Genomic DNA, 247 nt, shown 5'->3' on the forward strand with positions numbered 1-247 from the left:
ACTGGTTCGAGCGCGAGACCTACGACCTCTATGGCGTGATCTTCATCGGCCACCCCGACATGCGCCGCCTGCTGACCGACTACGGCTTCGACGGCCATCCGCTGCGCAAGGACTTCCCGCTCACCGGGAAGCGGATAGTCCGCGCCTTCCCAGGGCGAAAGGAAATCGAACTTGCGGAATTCCTGGTTGAGCCGGACCGGCTCGTACAGCACCCGCTTCTCCTGGTCGTCGTAGCGAACCTCGACGA

1 pseudogene is annotated in these 247 nt (G+C 63.2%); it reads right to left on the reverse strand.

Going from position 1 to position 247, the window contains the following annotated elements:
* Positions 1–113 precede the first annotated feature (113 nt).
* Positions 114–247, reverse strand: a pseudogene (locus FNJ47_RS55180) (NADH-quinone oxidoreductase subunit C); the annotation flags it as partial.

Origin of the sequence: Bradyrhizobium uaiense (genome assembly GCF_010811875.1) — a bacterium.
In the GTDB taxonomy this organism is placed as follows: Bacteria; Pseudomonadota; Alphaproteobacteria; order Rhizobiales; family Xanthobacteraceae; genus Bradyrhizobium; species Bradyrhizobium uaiense.